This window comes from Sinorhizobium sp. RAC02 (assembly GCF_001713395.1).
In the GTDB taxonomy this organism is placed as follows: Bacteria; Pseudomonadota; Alphaproteobacteria; order Rhizobiales; family Rhizobiaceae; genus Shinella.
Genome location: NZ_CP016450.1, coordinates 1,517,550 through 1,533,351, shown reverse-complemented (window position 1 = coordinate 1,533,351; position 15,802 = coordinate 1,517,550). Strand labels below are relative to the sequence as shown.

Here is a 15,802-nt window from a genome sequence, read left to right as displayed (position 1 = left end):
CGCCCAAGCCGGCCTTTGTCGCATGCCTTTACGGCATGCGCATCTGAAAAATATGACAATGCCGGTGCAGGGAAGGAGAGGGCGCCGATTTCACGCCTTGGAAGGCCCGTTGGCTCGCGCTTCCAGCGCCTTGAGCGTCGCCTGTCCCGCAGCGGCGGCCTGCATCGGATTGGCGAACGGCCCCTTCACGGGATAGGTGACGCCGCGGAAGGTCAGCGCGAAAAAATACTTCCCGTCGATGCGCTTTTCGACCGTCACCTTGCTAACCGGCTGTTTGTCTTGCGCCACGTCTGTTCCTCCGAATTGCTAGGCGGGAATGCGGTGCTCGTCGGCACTGCGTCTCTTGGAAGGCCTATAGGCCAGTCGGCCCGACGGGGCAATCTGCAAGGCACAAGTCTGCGCCTATCCCGCCATGGGCAACGAAAGCGACTCCCTTGCGCAGGTGACGTAGTGTTTTGGCAGATATCCTAATATTGAAGCCGCTTTTGACAGCTTGAGCTGATCGTGGCAGCGTATGCTCATGATCAGCTTCGTCATCATCGCATAATCACCTCCGCAAGGTCCTTCGACACTTTCGGAACCGGAATGCTACCTCAAAAGAGGCGGCATCATATGCGATTGGACTGCTATGAGGCTCAACATCCATTTTCTTGAGGCCGAGGGGGCGCTTGGTCCCTGGCACGCCGCGCTGCAAACCCAGGCCGACGCCGTTGCTGACCGCATCGCCGAAATTGTGTCCCCGAAATTTGGGAGGCACCCGGTCGATGTCATCATCCAGTATCTACCGGATGAGACCATTCCCGAACTTGGTTTTGGCGGCTCATGCTTTCGACGTGGGCTCGTGACGATCAGCCTCGATCCGGAAGCGTCCGGATTCGAGGACGGTCTGGCCCGAGGCATTTTCCGTCGCACGCTTGCTCATGAGCTCCATCATGCAATGCGATGGGATGCCTGTGGGTATGGACTATCGTTGGGCGAGGCCTTCGTATCAGAGGGGTTTGCTGACGTTTTTTCGTGTACGGTTACCGGCGTTTCGGTTCCGCCTTGGGCGAACACATCAATATATGCGGACTGGGCGGCCGTTCTCGACCAGGCGGAGCGAGAACGGGACAGCCACGACTACGATCATGCGGCTTGGTTCTTCGGCACTGGCGAACTGCCACGATGGGCAGGCTATACCATTGGCTATCACCTGGCCCGTCTCTACGGTCAGGCCAACCCGGAGGCCGCTGCAAGGGGCATGATTGACACTTCAGCGGCCGCGGTCCTCACATTCTGGGTGGCGCTCAAGGCGAATGCTTTAGCCGATAGATAGTGCCTGACATTTCCATCGGAGAGGTCGGTCGCGAAAGCCTGAATTTTGCGCTCGACTTCTCCGACGGGCGCCGCAGTCGGGGTGCGGCGTAGCGAAGAGGGCGCCAGCCGACATTACAGCCAACATCCTCGCCGCTGCCTTGGTCAGCGGGTGCTTTTCAGCGCGATTCAGGCCGTCCACAAGTCGTCGTCGCAAGCTTTTTGGCCGTCTTCGCCGAATGCGGTTTGGGTTTCCCATAACTGCGCTCCTTGCGTGCACTTGGAAAAGGAACGCCATGGATCGTAGCGGGTGACTCGAGTCATTCTTTACCGGCTTTACCGGCGGCGGCCCGATACCCGGCCCAGAGCGAACATCTCTATTCGTGGCGTCCTGCACTGGATAAGCTAAATACGAACTCGCGTTTGCTTGGGATGTCTAGAGAATAAGTCCCGTGCAAACCATGTTGCCGGCGCGGCGATTCACGACACCACGAATGGGCGTTTAGCGAGCCGCAAAGGTGGGCTCAGAGGTGGATCGAAATCGCGCTGGTGCGAGCAATCACCTTATGACCTACAGTTTTGAAGGAAAAATGGTGCCCCCACCAGGACTCGAACCCGGGACCCCCTGATTACAAATCAGGTGCTCTACCAACTGAGCTATAAGGGCACTCGGCGTGGAGTTAGCATATTTTTCGCCGCTGTAAAGCGAAAAGGATGGTTCAGATCGACCAGTTGCTGTCGGATGGGGTTTTGGGCAGGATTTCCTTGCAGCGCAGCATGGAACGCGGCAGGTTTTCGGCGAGGTGGTCGATGAGGGCGCGCACCGCCGGCAGCATGCCGTGGCGGGCGGTGAAGACGGCGTGGACGGTGGATTCTGCGCTGCTCCAGTCCGGCAGGACAGGCGACAGGAAGCCGGTGCGGAAGCCGCGTTCGGCGATGATTTCCGGCAGGAGGCCGAGGCCGACCCCGGCGGTGGCCGCGCGCTCCAGCACGCTGAAATCGGAGCACATGAGCACCGGCGAATGGGCGACGTCGTGCACCGCGCCGTCGGCGTTGTAGAGCGTCCAGATTGCCCTGATATCGTTTTCCTGCATGGAGAGTGTTGGAACGCGACCGATCGTGTCGAGTTCGATGGGGCCGAAACGCTCCAGGAAGTCCGGGCTTGCCACGAGATAGCGTCGCGTGCCGCCGAATCGGCGCACGATCAGGGACTGGTCGGTGTCGTAGCCGTCCCGCACACGCAACGCGACATCGATCCGCTCCTCGATGAGATCAACGGGTCGGCCGGTGGTGAGGATGGAAAGGCGCACCTGCGGATATCGCTTCATGAAACTTGGCAGCACATCCGACACGGCCGGGCCAAAACCCGGGGGCATCGCCATGCGCACCATGCCCGCCGGTTCCGCCTTGGCAACCGCAACGACCGCCTCGGCCGCCTCCACGCCGGAGAGCACGGCCTCGCAGCGCTCATAGAAGGACTGGCCGATGTCGGTGATGGAGAGCTTTCGCGTCGAACGCTCGATGAGGCGCACGCCGAGCTGCTCCTCAAGGGCCGCGATGCGCTTGCTGATCTTCGATTTCGGCACCGACAGCGCGTTCGCCGCCGCGGTAAAGCCCTTGTGGCGTACGACGGCGGCATAAAGGGCGAGATCGTTCAGGTCCTGCATGGTGTTCTCTCCACGGTTTCCTGATTTATTGTTTCCCCCGTGAAACAGTCAATTGGATTTTTACCGTCTAATCAGGTGATTGTTTTCGGATCATATGTTTTGCACCCAAACACAACAAAGGTGCTGAACCATGAACGTCCTCCATATCGACTCCGGCATTCTCGGAGACCATTCCGTATCCCGCCGCCTGACCGCGGCCGTCGCTGCACAGATCCAGGCTGAGCAGGCCGGTGCCACCGTTACTTACCGCGACCTTGTGGCCAATCCGCTGCCGCATCTTTCCGGCGCCCATCTGATGGCCGCCAATGCCAAGCCGGAAGATGTCGATGCGCAGATCGCCGCCGACAATACCGAAAGTGCAGCCGCACTCGAAGAATTCCTCGCCGCCGACACGATCATCCTCGGCGTGCCGATGTACAATTTCTCCCTGCCGAGCCAACTGAAAGCCTGGATCGACCGCGTCGCCGTTTCCGGCAAGACGTTCCGCTATTCTGCGGAGGGCCCGGAAGGCCTCGCCAAGGGCAAGAAGGTCATCATCGTTTCCACCCGTGGCGGCCATTACAGCGCCGGCCCGGCTGCCGTGATGGATCACCAGGAAAGCTACCTGAAGGCCGTGCTCGGCTTTCTGGGCATCACGGATATCGAGATCGTTCGCGCCGAAGGCCTGAACCTCAGCCCCGATTCGAAGATCGAGGCGATTTCCGAAGCCGAGCGCACCATTTCCGGCCGCGCGAACCTGCGCCTCGCCAGCTAAGCCAAAAAGTCCCTGACACGCAAAGGCCCGCCGGCGAAAACCGGCGGGCCTTTGCGTTTCCAAGTCCGATGGCTCAGCCGAACAGGTGCCGGTGCGTGGCGTAGAGCGCGATCGCCGCAGCGTTCGAGACGTTGAGCGACTTGATCGCTCCGGGCATGTCGAGCCGGGCAAGCGCATTGCAGGTGGAGCGCGTCTTCTGGCGTAACCCCTTGCCCTCGGCTCCCATGACGAGTGCGACGCGTTTGCCCGAGAGCGTGCCCTCGAGCGGCGCCGGGCCTTCCGAATCGAGGCCGATCGTCAGGAAGCCGAGCTTGTGGAGTTCGTCCATCGCATCGGCCAGATTGGTGACCTGGATATAGGGAATGAGTTCCAGCGCGCCGGAGGCGGTTTTGGCAAGCACGCCCGATTCGGTCGGCGAATGGCGCTGTGTCGTGATGACGGCGCCGGCATTGAAGGCGACAGCAGAGCGCATGATGGCGCCGACATTGTGCGGGTCGGTTATCTGGTCGAGCACCAGCAGAAGCGGGCTGTCCTTCAGCGCCTCCAGTCGACGGGCGGGCAGCGGCCGCGTTTCGAGCATCACGCCCTGGTGGATGGCTTCCGGGCCGAGCACCTTGTCGAGATCCGACGGCAGCACGGTTTCGACGGGGTAGGGCAGGGTCGAAAAATCGGGCAATTCCAGCCGCTGGGCGGCGTTCAGGCTCACCGAAAGCTTGATGATCTTCCGCTCGGGATTATCGAGGGCCGCGCGCACCGTGTGCAGGCCGTAGAGATAGACCTGGTCGGGGGCAAGTGCCGGCGCCTTCCAGCCGTCTGCCGGCTTGCGGCGACGATCGTCCTTGGGTGTCGGAATCTCGCCGCGTTCACGCCGCTGGTCGCGGTGCGCCCGGCGCAGGGTGGCGTAATGGGTGTCTTTTGCGGACTTGCCGCCGGTATCGTCTTTGCTCATGCGGCCATATAAAGCATGTCGCGCAAAAGTGTGCAGCGGTTTTGCGCAAACGGCCGCAAAAAACAAAACCCGCGGGGAGGGAGCAAAACCGAAAAGCCGCCACATGCGTCAGGCGGATCGCAAGCGCCGCTTTCGGCTACCCTCTGGGGATGATGACGTTTTTCGCAATTTTTTCCGTGACGTCGTGTTGACAGGATGAATTGTGCCCGTCATATACGCCGCCAGATCGAAGGCGCCGCCCACAAGGCACTGCCCGCCGGTCGACACTGGTCGCTTGATCCCGACAGAATATGGAGGGATGCCCGAGTGGTTAAAGGGGACGGACTGTAAATCCGTTGGCTCAGCCTACGTTGGTTCAAATCCAACTCCCTCCACCATTCTGTCACTGGATCAAGACCCCCGCGGGTATAGCTCAATGGTAGAGCAGCAGCCTTCCAAGCTGAATACGCGGGTTCGATTCCCGCTACCCGCTCCACATGTTTGCCTTCACACGAAGAATCAGCGTTTCGCCATAAGGCCCTGCCTTGAAAAAACGATTCGTCGTCACAATATTCCGGAAATCCGGCTCGCGTCGGGCCCTTTCCGGCATATTTTCCCGTGCATTTAGCGCTTGCGCATTCGTTGCGAAAGCCTTAAACGCCTGCCAAACCGGACGGGCCGGTTAGCCCAACTTTCGTTCAGTAGGAAATAAAGACATGGCAAAGAGCAAGTTCGAGCGCAACAAGCCTCACGTAAACATCGGCACGATCGGCCACGTTGACCATGGCAAGACGTCGCTGACGGCAGCGATCACGAAGTATTTCGGCGAGTACAAGGCGTACGACCAGATCGACGCCGCCCCGGAAGAAAAGGCCCGCGGCATCACCATTTCGACGGCACACGTCGAATATGAAACGCCGAACCGTCACTACGCCCACGTCGACTGCCCCGGCCACGCCGACTACGTCAAGAACATGATCACCGGTGCTGCCCAGATGGACGGCGCGATCCTGGTCTGCTCGGCTGCTGACGGCCCGATGCCGCAGACGCGCGAGCACATCCTGCTCGCCCGCCAGGTTGGCGTTCCGGCTATCGTCGTGTTCCTCAACAAGGTCGACCAGGTTGACGACGCCGAGCTTCTCGAGCTCGTCGAGCTGGAAGTTCGCGAACTTCTGTCGTCCTACGACTTCCCGGGCGACGACATTCCGATCATCAAGGGTTCGGCTCTGGCCGCTCTCGAAGATTCGGACAAGAAGATCGGCGAAGACGCGATCCGCGAGCTGATGGCTGCTGTCGACGCCTACATCCCGACGCCTGAGCGTCCGATCGACCAGCCGTTCCTGCTGCCGATCGAAGACGTGTTCTCGATCTCGGGCCGTGGTACGGTCGTGACCGGCCGCGTCGAGCGTGGCATCGTCAAGGTTGGTGAAGAAGTCGAGATCGTCGGCATCCGCCCGACCACCAAGACGACGGTTACCGGCGTTGAAATGTTCCGCAAGCTGCTCGACCAGGGCCAGGCCGGCGACAACGTCGGTGCGCTGATCCGTGGCGTTCAGCGTGACGGCGTCGAGCGTGGCCAGATCCTGTGCAAGCCGGGTTCGGTCAAGCCGCACAAGAAGTTCATGGCAGAAGCCTACATCCTGACGAAGGAAGAAGGCGGCCGTCATACGCCGTTCTTCACGAACTACCGTCCGCAGTTCTACTTCCGCACGACGGATGTGACCGGTATCGTTTCGCTTCCGGAAGGTACGGAAATGGTCATGCCGGGCGACAACGTCACGGTCGCCGTCGAGCTGATCGTTCCGATCGCGATGGAAGAAAAGCTGCGCTTCGCGATCCGTGAAGGCGGCCGTACCGTCGGCGCCGGCATCGTCGCTTCGATCGTCGAGTAATTCGGGTCTCTGACCTGATCAGGAGCCCCGCGGGAAACCGCGGGGCTTTTTTTGTTTCTGCGGTTCTTTGAAAACTTTCACTTGTTTAGCGGCTGGCGATAACTCGCCAGTTTTGGGGATAGAGCCGGGGAACGTCCGGCGGTAGGTTTGGGGCGTCGCTTCGAGCGACATGGCGCGTGGTAGAAACCACGGGCCCGGCGCCTGCGGATCGCGGTTGATCCGGTGTTTTGCGAAGGCGCCCTTGCGTGTGGCGGGCACGAGTGTGCCGCGCGCATCACGGTAACCTGCAGACAGGCCGTATCTACATGGACGTTTTTGCACGTGCGACGCGCACAACGCTCGCCCTTTTGATGATTCTCGCTTTTCTGCCGGCTGGCTCTGCCGAGGCGAGCGATTCTCTTCTCATCTGGTCTCCGGCGAAGCTTTCAAGCAATGCCTATCGCCTGCGCATGGGCGCGAAGACTGCGACGGGTGCGCCCGTGAGTGCCGGGGTGGATGTTTCCGTCACCACGTCCTCGACCGGCCGCATTCGGGATACGCGGGACAATACGCGCCTTTGGGCGGAAATGCGCGGGCAGGGGGGATCAGGGGCGGAGCGAAACGTGTCCGCCGGCTACAACCCGTTGACCGGCCGGGTTTCGGCGACGGCGGGCCTGTCGCGGCGCTGGATGTCGTCGCCGTCGTTCGATGTCGTCGTCACGCAGTCCGTTACGGCTGAGGCCAATGTGCGGCATGGTGATCGCGGCGCCCTTCGCATGGTGCAGAAGGCTCAGCTCCAGGCGCTGCGGACGGGGACGTCGTTCGTCGCTTCCGGCGCCGCCAGGAGCGGGGAGGGGCGCGTTGGAGCGGAATTCGGCATTGAGCAGCGTGTCTTCGATTGTCTCGATCTCGCCGCCTCGGCGCGGCGGGAGGACGCATCCCTGATCGGCGGTATCAAGGCGCGGCTTCGCTTCGATTGGTAATCGGGGTACGGGCAGGGTAAACTGCTGCAAAGCTGTGAAAAAATCTCGCCTTCGGGCTTGCCAAGTCGTTCCGTGCGCCGTAAAGACGCCATGCCTTGCCGGCAACGGGCGGTTCGCCATGGGGCGGCAGGCATCTAGGGGTATAGCTCAGTTGGTAGAGCGGCGGTCTCCAAAACCGCAGGTCGTCGGTTCAAGCCCGGCTGCCCCTGCCACTCCAAAGCCGAACAGCGCGGACGACTTGCAGCGGCGGCGGGAGATGGCGCGACGGCGTTCGACCGTCTAAATTCGCGAAAAGCCCGGGCTGCCTCTTGTGAAAAAGAGAATCGGGCTTTATGTAGGGCAAAACAGACACGCGGTGCGTGGGGCTGATAGTTCAGCTTTACGTGCCGTAATGGCGTGGACATTCAATGGCATCGAAAACAAATCCGATTGCGTTTCTGCAGCAGGTACGCTCCGAGACGGCGAAAGTGACTTGGCCGTCGCGGCGCGAGACGATGATCTCGACCATCATGGTTTTCGTCATGGTCTTCCTTGCGGCAGTGTTCTTCTTTGCTGCTGACCAGTTGTTGGGATGGCTGATCGGCCTCATCCTCAGCGCAAGCGTCTGATTGGTTGGAGATGAGCATGGCTTCCCGTTGGTACATCGTCCACGCCTATTCGAATTTCGAAAAGAAGGTCGCTGAGGACATCGAGAACAAGGCGCGTCAGAAGGGCCTTGATCACCTGTTCGAAAAGATCCTCGTGCCGACCGAAAAGGTTGTCGAGGTGCGCCGTGGTCGCAAGGTTGATGCCGAACGCAAGTTCTTCCCCGGCTACGTGCTGGTGCGGGCGAACCTGACGGACGAGGTGTTCCACCTCATCAAGAATACGCCGAAGGTCACGGGTTTCCTCGGTTCCGACAACAAGCCGGTTCCGATTCCTGATTCCGAGGCTGAGCGCATCCTGTCGCAGGTCCAGGACGGCGTCGACCGCCCGAAGCCCTCGATCTCCTTCGAGATCGGCGAACAGGTTCGCGTTTCCGACGGTCCGTTTGCGTCGTTCAACGGCACCGTGCAGGACGTCGACGAGGAGCGTTCGCGCCTCAAGGTGGAAGTGTCGATCTTCGGTCGCGCAACCCCGGTCGAGCTGGAATACGCCCAGGTCGAAAAAATCTGATTTCGGTAGCGCCTCCGGGCGCTGCCTGTTCGAAATCCACGCCTCTCCGGAGGGGTGGTGGCGGAGGTTTCCGCCAATCGCGTGGGAGGGTCGGCGACCAGTAAGCCGGGCGCCACATCCGCACCACGCAACCGCAGCCGCCGGTCTTCGGATCGGCATCATGGGCCGGGAAACCGGCCGCATTCTGAAAGGCAGAGAAAAATGGCTAAGAAAGTTGCAGGCCAGCTCAAGCTTCAGGTCAAGGCAGGATCGGCTAACCCGTCCCCGCCGATTGGTCCTGCGCTTGGTCAGCGTGGCGTAAACATCATGGAATTCTGCAAGTCGTTCAACGCGGCTACGCAGGAAATGGAAAAGGGTATGCCGATTCCGGTCGTCATCACCTATTACCAGGACAAGTCCTTCACTTTTGTGATGAAGCAGCCGCCGGTGACCTACTTCCTCAAGAAGGAAGCCAAGATCACGTCCGGTTCGAAGACCCCGGGCAAGGGCGCGACGGTCGGCAAGCTCACCAAGGCTCAGATCAAGTCGATCGCCGAAGCCAAGATGAAGGATCTCAACGCCGCCGATATCGAAGGCGCGATGGCAATGGTCGAGGGCTCTGCCCGCGCCATGGGCCTGGAAGTGGTAGGTTAATCATGGCCAAGATTGCAAAGCGTCTCCAGAAGATCCGCGAAGGCATCGACCCGACCAAGCTCGTTGCCCTGTCGGACGCCATCGCTCTCGTAAAAGAGCGTGCGGTTGCCAAGTTCGACGAAACCGTCGAAGTCGCCATGAACCTCGGCGTTGACCCGCGTCACGCAGACCAGATGGTCCGCGGCGTCGTCAACCTGCCGAACGGCACCGGCCGTGACGTTCGCGTCGCCGTCTTCGCACGTGGCGCCAAGGCTGATGAAGCCAAGGCTGCCGGTGCAGACATCGTCGGCGCCGAAGACCTCGTCGAAATCGTCCAGGGCGGCAAGATCGACTTCGATCGCTGCATCGCGACCCCGGACATGATGCCGCTCGTCGGTCGTCTCGGTAAGGTTCTCGGCCCGCGCGGCATGATGCCGAACCCGAAGGTCGGCACCGTCACCATGGACGTTGCAGGCGCCGTCAAGGCATCCAAGGGTGGTGCTGTCGAGTTCCGCGTCGAGAAGGCTGGTATCATCCACGCCGGTATCGGCAAGGCTTCCTTCGACGCCAAGGCTCTGGAAGAAAACATCAAGGCATTTGCCGACGCCGTCATCAAGGCGAAGCCGGCTGGCGCCAAGGGCAACTACGTCAAGCGCGTAGCCATCTCTTCGACGATGGGCCCGGGCGTTAAGATCGATCCGGCAACGGTTGCCTGATTTTTCCGGTCCGGCTGACGCTGGACCGCAACAGAATTCCCGGCCTTGTCTGGCCGGGAATTTCCGGGGCTAAAACCCCGGAACTCCTGTCCGAGATTGCAGGTGGTTATCCCTTAATCACTTCAGCCTGCATGAGACGGGGTGAGACCTGGATTTCTTCAGCGTCGGATGGCGCCGAAATTCGGTTCGAACCTACCTTACCTTGTGTCGCGGCCCATCCGGGTCGAGCGCGGGGGGACAGGATCCTCGAGCGTCGCTCGGGATCCCTTTTAAAGAGGATCCCTGGCGGCAAAGGTAAACCCGGCAGGTCCCGTGAGAAGTCACGGTCCTGTCAACTGGAGATAGGCACAGTGGAAAGAGCGGAAAAACGCGAATTCGTCACGGAGCTGAACGAAGTCTTCAAGGCTTCCGGTTCGGTTGTCGTGGCCCGCTACGCCGGTATCACCGTCGCACAGATGAACGATCTTCGTACGAAGATGCGTGCAGCGGGCGGTACCGTCAAGGTCGCGAAGAACCGCCTGGCCAAAATTGCCCTTCAGGGTACGGAGTCGGAAGGGATGTCTGATCTCTTCCAGGGTCAGACGCTCATTGCTTACGCAAATGATCCGATGATTGCTCCTAAGGTAGCCATGGATTTCGCCAAGACCAACGACAAGCTCGTTGTTCTCGGTGGTGCCATGGGTGCGACCACACTCGACGCAGAAGCAGTCAAGTCGCTTGCGACCCTGCCTTCGCTCGACGAGCTTCGCGGAAAGCTCCTGGGTCTGCTTGCAGCCCCGGCTACGCGCGTCGCTACGGTCGTTGCAGCACCGGCAAGCCAGCTTGCTCGCGTGTTCGCAGCCTATGCCAAGAAGGACGAAGCCGCTTGAGGCGGTTTTTCGCTGTAATCAAACAATACCAGTTCGAACCGAATATAAGGAACTATCACAATGGCTGATCTCGCAAAGATCGTTGAAGACCTCTCCGCTCTGACCGTTCTGGAAGCTGCTGAGCTTTCCAAGCTGCTCGAAGAGAAGTGGGGCGTTTCGGCTGCTGCTCCCGTAGCAGTCGCTGCTGCTGGCGGCGCTGCTGCTGCAGTTGTTGAAGAAGAAAAGACCGAGTTCGACGTTATCCTGGCTGACGCCGGCGCTAACAAGATCAACGTCATCAAGGAAGTCCGCGCTATCACGGGCCTCGGCCTCAAGGAAGCCAAGGACCTCGTTGAAGCCGCTCCGAAGGCTGTCAAGGAAGCTGTTTCCAAGGCAGAAGCCGCTGACCTCAAGAAGAAGCTTGAGGACGCCGGCGCCAAGGTCGACGTTAAGTAATATCGGAATGCGATGGGAGAGGGTTTCGACCCTCTCCCATTGATGATTCCTCTGAACTGATTACCCAAAAGCCGCGAAAACCGGCTTTTGGGTAATGGGTTCTTCAAGAGGATGGTCTTCTACCGAGCAATTGGGCAATCCGGCCCGTGGTTCGGCGGCAAGACGAGTTTGAACCAACCCATGATAGACGGGATCGACTGGCCAGCGAACCCCGTCCGTTGCAGGCCCGGATGCTTAATTTGAAGGAGCGACGATGGCTCAGACCCTTTCGTTTAACGGTCGTAGGCGCGTACGCAAGTTTTTTGGTAAAATCCCTGAAGTCGCAGTCATGCCGAACCTCATCGAGGTTCAGAAGGCGTCCTACGACCAGTTTCTGATGGTAGAAGAGCCCGCCGGCGGTCGTCCGGATGAGGGCCTTCAGTCCGTTTTCAAGTCGGTCTTCCCGATCACCGATTTCTCCGGCGCTTCCATGCTCGAGTTCGTCTCCTACGAATTCGAACAGCCGAAGTTCGACGTCGAGGAATGCCGCCAGCGTGACCTGACCTACGCAGCCCCCCTCAAGGTGACGCTGCGCCTCATCGTGTTCGATATTGACGAGGATACCGGCGCGAAGTCGATCAAGGACATCAAGGAACAGAACGTCTACATGGGCGACATGCCGCTCATGACGGACAATGGTACCTTCATCGTCAACGGTACCGAGCGCGTCATCGTTTCCCAGATGCACCGTTCGCCGGGCGTGTTCTTCGATCACGACAAGGGCAAGAGCCACTCGTCGGGCAAGCTGCTGTTTGCAGCCCGCGTCATCCCGTATCGCGGTTCCTGGCTCGACATCGAGTTCGACGCCAAGGACATCGTGCATGCGCGCATCGACCGCCGCCGCAAGATTCCCGTCACGTCGCTGCTCATGGCACTCGGCATGGACGGCGAAGAGATCCTGTCGACCTTCTACACGAAGTCGTTCTACCAGCGTGACGGCAAGGGCTGGCGCGTTCCTTTCAATCCGGAAGCGCTGAAGGGCCAGAAGGCCGTCGCCGACATGGTGGATGCCGATAGCGGCGAAGTCGTCGTGGAGATCGGCAAGAAGCTGACGCCGCGCCTGCTCAAGCAGCTGTCTGAAAAGGGCCTCAAGGCCCTCAAGGCGACCGACGAAGACCTCTACGGCAACTATCTCGCCGAAGACGTCGTCAACTATTCGACGGGCGAAATCTACCTCGAAGCCGGCGACGAAATCGACGAGAAGACCCTTCCGGTCATCATGTCGGCTGGTTTCGAAGAAATCCCGGTTCTCGACATCGACCATATCAATGTCGGCGCCTACATCCGCTCGACGCTGGCCGTGGACAAGAACGAGAACCGTCAGGACGCTCTGTTCGACATCTACCGCGTCATGCGTCCGGGTGAACCGCCGACCATGGATTCGGCCGAAGCCATGTTCAACACGCTGTTCTTCGATGCGGAGCGTTACGACCTCTCCGCCGTTGGCCGCGTGAAGATGAACATGCGCCTCGACCTCGACGTTGCCGACACGGTCCGCACGCTGCGCAAGGAAGATATCCTTGCCGTCGTGAAGATGCTGGTCGAGCTGCGCGACGGCAAGGGCGAAATCGACGACATCGACAACCTCGGCAACCGCCGTGTTCGTTCGGTCGGCGAATTGATGGAGAACCAGTACCGTCTCGGCCTGCTCCGCATGGAGCGTGCGATCAAGGAACGTATGTCCTCGATCGAAATCGACACGGTGATGCCGCAGGACCTGATCAACGCGAAGCCGGCTGCTGCCGCGGTTCGCGAGTTCTTCGGTTCCTCGCAGCTCTCCCAGTTCATGGACCAGGTGAACCCGCTTTCGGAAATCACCCACAAGCGCCGTCTTTCGGCTCTTGGCCCGGGTGGTCTGACCCGCGAGCGCGCAGGCTTCGAAGTCCGCGACGTTCACCCGACCCACTACGGCCGTATCTGCCCGATCGAAACGCCGGAAGGCCCGAACATCGGTCTGATCAACTCGCTCGCCACCTTCGCCCGCGTTAACAAGTACGGCTTCATCGAAAGCCCGTACCGCAAGATCGTGGACGGCAAGGTGACGACGGACGTGGTCTACCTCTCCGCCATGGAAGAGGCCAAGTACCACGTTGCCCAGGCCAACTCGGTGCTCGGCGCTGACGGCTCCTTCTCGGAAGAGTTCGTCGTCTGCCGTCACTCGGGCGAAGTCATGCTGGCGCCGCGCGACCAGATCAACCTGATGGACGTTTCGCCGAAGCAGCTCGTTTCGGTTGCGGCCGCGCTCATCCCGTTCCTTGAGAACGACGACGCGAACCGCGCGCTCATGGGCTCGAACATGCAGCGTCAGGCCGTGCCGCTCCTGCGTGCCGAAGCCCCGTTCGTCGGCACCGGCATGGAACCGATCGTTGCCCGTGACTCGGGCGCTGCGATCGCGGCTCGCCGCGGCGGTGTGGTCGACCAGGTCGACGCGACCCGTATCGTTATCCGCGCCACCGAAGACCTCGATCCGTCGAAGTCGGGCGTCGATATCTACCGCCTGCAGAAGTTCCAGCGCTCCAACCAGAACACCTGCGTCAACCAGCGTCCGCTGGTCACCGTCGGTGACATTCTGAACAAGGGCGACATCATCGCTGACGGTCCGTCGACCGACCTCGGCGACTTGGCACTCGGCCGCAACGCGCTCGTCGCGTTCATGCCGTGGAACGGCTACAACTACGAAGACTCGATCCTGATGTCTGAGCGCATCGTCTCCGACGACGTGTTCACCTCGATCCACATCGAGGAATTCGAAGTCATGGCCCGCGACACCAAGCTCGGTCCGGAAGAAATCACGCGCGACATTCCGAACGTTTCGGAAGAGGCGCTGAAGAACCTCGACGAAGCCGGTATCGTTTACATCGGTGCAGAGGTTCAGCCGGGCGACATCCTGGTCGGCAAGATCACCCCGAAGGGCGAAAGCCCGATGACGCCGGAAGAAAAGCTTCTGCGCGCCATCTTCGGTGAAAAGGCGTCCGACGTTCGCGACACTTCCATGCGCATGCCGCCCGGTACCTTCGGTACGGTCGTCGAAGTCCGCGTCTTCAACCGCCATGGCGTGGAGAAGGACGAACGTGCGATGGCGATCGAGCGTGAAGAGATCGAGCGTCTGGCGAAGGACCGTGACGACGAGCAGGCGATCCTCGACCGTAACGTCTACGGTCGTCTGGTCGACATGCTGCGTGGCCACGTTGCCGTTGCCGGCCCGAAGGCCTTCAAGAAGGGCACCGAGCTTTCGAACGCCATCATCTCCGAATATCCCCGCTCGCAGTGGTGGATGTTCGCAGTCGAGGACGAGAAGGTTCAGGGCGAGATCGAAGCGCTCCGCGGCCAGTACGACGAATCCAAGTCGCGCCTTGAACAGCGCTTCATGGACAAGGTCGAAAAGGTCCAGCGCGGCGACGAAATGCCCCCGGGTGTCATGAAGATGGTCAAGGTCTTCGTCGCTGTGAAGCGCAAGATCCAGCCGGGCGACAAGATGGCCGGCCGCCACGGCAACAAGGGCGTCGTCTCGCGTATCCTGCCGATCGAGGACATGCCTTTCCTCGAAGACGGTACGCATGTCGACATCTGCTTGAACCCGCTGGGCGTGCCGTCGCGCATGAACGTCGGTCAGATTCTCGAAACGCACCTCGCCTGGGCTTGCGCCGGTATGGGCAAGAAGATCGGTGATCTGCTTGACGAGTATCGTAAGACCATGGACATCACCGACCTGAAGCGCGAGCTGACGGAAGTCTACGAGAGCGAAGCCAAGGACGAAGTCGCGCACTTCAACGACGACGCCCTGATCAAGCTGGCCGAGCAGTCCCGCAAGGGCGTCTCCATCGCAACGCCGGTGTTCGACGGTGCGCATGAACCTGACGTCGCCAGCATGCTGGAGCGTGCGGGCCTCAATTCCTCGGGCCAGTCGGTTCTCTACGACGGTCGTACGGGTGAGGCTTTCGACCGCAAGGTGACTGTCGGCTACATGTACATGATCAAGCTGAACCACCTCGTGGACGACAAGATCCACGCCCGTTCGATTGGTCCGTACTCGCTCGTGACCCAGCAGCCGCTGGGTGGCAAGGCGCAGTTCGGTGGCCAGCGCTTCGGGGAAATGGAGGTCTGGGCGCTCGAAGCCTACGGCGCCGCCTACACGCTGCAGGAAATGCTGACCGTGAAGTCGGACGACGTGGCGGGCCGCACCAAGGTGTACGAGGCGATCGTACGTGGCGACGACACGTTCGAGGCGGGCATCCCGGAGAGCTTCAACGTTCTCGTCAAGGAAATGCGCTCGCTCGGTCTGTCGGTCGAACTCGAGAACTCGAAGCTCGACGCCGCCAATGAAGCTGGCCAGCTTCCGGACGCCGCGGAGTAATCCTGATCGGGTGCGCGCCGAACGCGGCGCGCACCGTTTCCGCCTCCGCCCTGCCGGGCAGGGGCGGCTCATCCGTTTCAAGCAGCCTTGCGGCACCCGGGTATCGCCGCAATTGGTTGCTAAGCA

Annotated in this window: 14 protein-coding genes and 4 tRNA genes; 14 read left to right on the top strand and 4 right to left on the bottom strand. The window is 60.6% G+C overall.

What is annotated here, in order from left to right; translation table 11 throughout:
* Nucleotides 1-90 precede the first annotated feature (90 nt).
* Nucleotides 91-288 (bottom strand): hypothetical protein, encoded by a 198-nt coding sequence (locus tag BSY16_RS07360; protein ID WP_069059055.1) that lies wholly within the window; start codon nucleotides 286-288, stop codon nucleotides 91-93.
* Nucleotides 289-628: 340 nt separating this feature from the next.
* On the opposite strand from BSY16_RS07360, the gene BSY16_RS07355 reads away from it, so the two are divergent.
* Nucleotides 629-1,315 carry a DUF2268 domain-containing putative Zn-dependent protease gene (locus BSY16_RS07355; RefSeq protein WP_069059054.1) on the top strand — a complete coding sequence of 229 codons (687 nt, stop codon included), beginning with the start codon at nucleotides 629-631 and terminating at the stop codon, nucleotides 1,313-1,315.
* A 569-nt stretch (nucleotides 1,316-1,884) separates the two neighbouring features.
* Here BSY16_RS07355 and BSY16_RS07350 read toward each other — a convergent pair.
* A tRNA-Thr gene (locus tag BSY16_RS07350) sits at nucleotides 1,885-1,960 on the bottom strand.
* Nucleotides 1,961-2,012: 52 nt separating this feature from the next.
* Nucleotides 2,013-2,960 carry a LysR family transcriptional regulator gene (locus BSY16_RS07345; RefSeq protein ID WP_069059053.1) on the bottom strand — a complete coding sequence of 316 codons (948 nt, stop codon included), beginning with the start codon at nucleotides 2,958-2,960 and terminating at the stop codon, nucleotides 2,013-2,015.
* A gap of 130 nt (nucleotides 2,961-3,090) precedes the next feature.
* On the opposite strand from BSY16_RS07345, the gene BSY16_RS07340 reads away from it, so the two are divergent.
* Entirely contained in the window at nucleotides 3,091-3,714 is a 624-nt protein-coding gene (locus BSY16_RS07340; protein ID WP_069059052.1) for an FMN-dependent NADH-azoreductase, read from the top strand.
* Nucleotides 3,715-3,787: 73 nt separating this feature from the next.
* Here BSY16_RS07340 and rlmB read toward each other — a convergent pair whose 3' ends face one another.
* Nucleotides 3,788-4,663: a 23S rRNA (guanosine(2251)-2'-O)-methyltransferase RlmB gene (rlmB, locus tag BSY16_RS07335; protein ID WP_069059051.1), complete on the bottom strand. Its 876-nt coding sequence runs from the start codon at nucleotides 4,661-4,663 to the stop codon at nucleotides 3,788-3,790.
* A 292-nt stretch (nucleotides 4,664-4,955) separates the two neighbouring features.
* On the opposite strand from rlmB, the gene BSY16_RS07330 reads away from it, so the two are divergent.
* The 12 genes from BSY16_RS07330 to rpoB all read left to right on the top strand — a co-directional run bounded on the left by BSY16_RS07330 (nucleotide 4,956) and on the right by rpoB (nucleotide 15,676).
* Nucleotides 4,956-5,040 (top strand) — tRNA-Tyr (locus tag BSY16_RS07330).
* Nucleotides 5,041-5,064: 24 nt separating this feature from the next.
* Nucleotides 5,065-5,138 (top strand) — tRNA-Gly (locus tag BSY16_RS07325).
* 220 nt (nucleotides 5,139-5,358) lie between these two features.
* Complete coding sequence (tuf, locus tag BSY16_RS07320; RefSeq protein WP_069059036.1) at nucleotides 5,359-6,534, top strand: elongation factor Tu; 1,176 nt, start codon at nucleotides 5,359-5,361, stop codon at nucleotides 6,532-6,534.
* Nucleotides 6,535-6,839: 305 nt separating this feature from the next.
* On the top strand, nucleotides 6,840-7,496 hold the full coding sequence (locus BSY16_RS07315; protein WP_069059050.1) for a hypothetical protein: 657 nt from the start codon (nucleotides 6,840-6,842) through the stop codon (nucleotides 7,494-7,496).
* A gap of 136 nt (nucleotides 7,497-7,632) precedes the next feature.
* A tRNA-Trp gene (locus BSY16_RS07310) sits at nucleotides 7,633-7,708 on the top strand.
* Nucleotides 7,709-7,903: 195 nt separating this feature from the next.
* Nucleotides 7,904-8,104, top strand: coding sequence for a preprotein translocase subunit SecE (gene secE / locus BSY16_RS07305; RefSeq protein ID WP_069059049.1), 201 nt, complete (start codon nucleotides 7,904-7,906; stop codon nucleotides 8,102-8,104).
* A 16-nt stretch (nucleotides 8,105-8,120) separates the two neighbouring features.
* Nucleotides 8,121-8,651, top strand: a complete 531-nt coding sequence (gene nusG / locus BSY16_RS07300) for a transcription termination/antitermination protein NusG (protein ID WP_069059048.1) — start codon at nucleotides 8,121-8,123, stop codon at nucleotides 8,649-8,651.
* Between the two features lie 201 nt (nucleotides 8,652-8,852).
* Nucleotides 8,853-9,284: a 50S ribosomal protein L11 gene (gene rplK / locus BSY16_RS07295; RefSeq protein ID WP_069059047.1), complete on the top strand. Its 432-nt coding sequence runs from the start codon at nucleotides 8,853-8,855 to the stop codon at nucleotides 9,282-9,284.
* Nucleotides 9,285-9,286: 2 nt separating this feature from the next.
* On the top strand, nucleotides 9,287-9,979 hold the full coding sequence (gene rplA / locus BSY16_RS07290) for a 50S ribosomal protein L1 (RefSeq protein ID WP_069059046.1): 693 nt from the start codon (nucleotides 9,287-9,289) through the stop codon (nucleotides 9,977-9,979).
* Nucleotides 9,980-10,329: 350 nt separating this feature from the next.
* The gene (gene rplJ / locus BSY16_RS07285) at nucleotides 10,330-10,848 is read left to right on the top strand and encodes a 50S ribosomal protein L10 (protein WP_069059045.1); all 519 of its coding nucleotides are present in this window, start codon (nucleotides 10,330-10,332) and stop codon (nucleotides 10,846-10,848) included.
* Nucleotides 10,849-10,908: 60 nt separating this feature from the next.
* Nucleotides 10,909-11,283 carry a 50S ribosomal protein L7/L12 gene (gene rplL / locus BSY16_RS07280; RefSeq protein WP_069059044.1) on the top strand — a complete coding sequence of 125 codons (375 nt, stop codon included), beginning with the start codon at nucleotides 10,909-10,911 and terminating at the stop codon, nucleotides 11,281-11,283.
* 253 nt (nucleotides 11,284-11,536) lie between these two features.
* Nucleotides 11,537-15,676, top strand: coding sequence for a DNA-directed RNA polymerase subunit beta (rpoB, locus tag BSY16_RS07275; RefSeq protein ID WP_069059043.1), 4,140 nt, complete (start codon nucleotides 11,537-11,539; stop codon nucleotides 15,674-15,676).
* The last annotated feature ends 126 nt before the right edge of the window (nucleotides 15,677-15,802 follow it).